Origin of the sequence: Scopulibacillus cellulosilyticus (assembly GCF_042665295.1) — a bacterium.
Taxonomy (GTDB): Bacteria; Bacillota; Bacilli; order Bacillales; family Sporolactobacillaceae; genus Scopulibacillus_A; species Scopulibacillus_A cellulosilyticus.
The window spans coordinates 1-1,461 of the sequence record NZ_JBHTCO010000027.1; the positions used below are offsets into that span (position 1 = coordinate 1).

9 tRNA genes and 1 rRNA gene are annotated in these 1,461 nt (G+C 45.0%); all 10 read left to right on the forward strand.

From position 1 onward, the window contains the following. The first annotated feature begins 6 nt into the window (after positions 1-6). The 10 genes from rrf (at position 7) to ACFQRG_RS16535 (ending at position 1,176) form a co-directional block, all read left to right on the forward strand. Positions 7-122: ribosomal RNA gene (rrf, locus tag ACFQRG_RS16490) — 5S ribosomal RNA — on the forward strand. A 7-nt stretch (positions 123-129) separates the two neighbouring features. Further along, positions 130-205, forward strand: a tRNA-Val gene (locus tag ACFQRG_RS16495). A 14-nt stretch (positions 206-219) separates the two neighbouring features. Then, positions 220-292 (forward strand) — tRNA-Thr (locus tag ACFQRG_RS16500). 75 nt (positions 293-367) lie between these two features. Continuing rightward, positions 368-443: transfer RNA gene (locus ACFQRG_RS16505), tRNA-Lys, on the forward strand. Positions 444-548: 105 nt separating this feature from the next. Next, positions 549-633: transfer RNA gene (locus tag ACFQRG_RS16510), tRNA-Leu, on the forward strand. 14 nt (positions 634-647) lie between these two features. Further along, a tRNA-Gly gene (locus tag ACFQRG_RS16515) sits at positions 648-722 on the forward strand. A gap of 14 nt (positions 723-736) precedes the next feature. Continuing rightward, a tRNA-Leu gene (locus ACFQRG_RS16520) sits at positions 737-825 on the forward strand. Positions 826-828: 3 nt separating this feature from the next. Continuing rightward, positions 829-905, forward strand: a tRNA-Arg gene (locus ACFQRG_RS16525). A 104-nt stretch (positions 906-1,009) separates the two neighbouring features. Further along, positions 1,010-1,086 (forward strand) — tRNA-Pro (locus ACFQRG_RS16530). A 14-nt stretch (positions 1,087-1,100) separates the two neighbouring features. Next, positions 1,101-1,176, forward strand: a tRNA-Ala gene (locus ACFQRG_RS16535). Positions 1,177-1,461 lie beyond the last annotated feature (285 nt).

Here is a 1,461-nt window from a genome sequence, read left to right on the forward strand (position 1 = left end):
AGTTGGTTTGGCAGCTATGGCGAAGAGGTCACACCCGTTCCCATCCCGAACACGGTCGTTAAGCTCTTCAGCGCCGATGGTAATTGGGGGCTTCCCCCTGTGAGAGTAGGACGCTGCCAGGCGTATTTTGGAGGATTAGCTCAGCTGGGAGAGCATCTGCCTTACAAGCAGGGGGTCGCAGGTTCGAGCCCTGCATCCTCCACCATCTTATCTGATTACGCCGGCCTAGCTCAATTGGTAGAGCAACTGAATCGTAATCAGTGGGTTGGGGGTTCAAGTCCTCTGGCCGGCACTCAGAATAATATTTTTTATTCTTAGCATAAGACAAGCCTTTAAGGTAAATGATTATTATTAACTAAAAAATTATGAGCCATTAGCTCAGCCGGTAGAGCATCTGACTTTTAATCAGAGGGTCGGAGGTTCGAATCCTCCATGGCTCACCATTTTAGAAATTTAGAGGTTGGAAGTAAAGAGTTAAAATAAAGCTTTTGCTTCGATGAGATTCAAAGGAATCCAACTTCAAACATCTAATGTCCAACATCCAAAACGCGGGTGTGGCGGAATCGGCAGACGCGCTAGATTTAGGATCTAGTGTCTTACGACGTGGGGGTTCAAGTCCCTTCACCCGCACCACATTATATATAAATGCGGAAGTAGTTCAGTGGTAGAACATCACCTTGCCAAGGTGGGGGTCGCGGGTTCGAATCCCGTCTTCCGCTCCATTTAAATGAATAGTGCCGGGGTGGCGGAATTGGCAGACGCACAGGACTTAAAATCCTGCGGTAGGTGACTACCGTGCCGGTTCGAGTCCGGCCCTCGGCACCAATTGCGCCCTTAGATCAACTGGATAGATCGTCTGACTACGGATCAGAAGGTTGGGGGTTCGAATCCTCCAGGGCGCGCCATCTTCTAGAATTTAGAGGTTGGAGATAAGAAGTTAGAATAAAAGTTAAGCTTCGAGGCAATACAAAAAGTCTAACTTCGAACATCTAACATCAAACTTTTAAAACGGGAAGTAGCTCAGCTTGGCAGAGCACTTGGTTTGGGACCAAGGGGTCGCAGGTTCAAATCCTGTCTTCCCGACCATTGATATAAATTGTGGGGCCTTAGCTCAGCTGGGAGAGCACCTGCTTTGCACGCAGGAGGTCAGCGGTTCGATCCCGCTAGGCTCCACCACTTTTTTGTTTAAATGTGGTTGACATCGTTTAATTTCAATGTTATTATTAACAACGTTGCTCTTGAAGTAAGAACGCAACAAAGTAAGATTTAAAAAACATTGACAAAATAATGATGATTTGTTATACTTATAAAGTTGCTGTTAGATAACTGATTATAATGATTAAGAGATTGTACCTTGAAAACTAAACAAAAGCCAAGCGTGATTGAAAGGGCAACTTTTCAATAAAAGCTAAGGATCATAACGATTGAAAGTACAGCTGTTTAACAGCTTTAATAAGGATG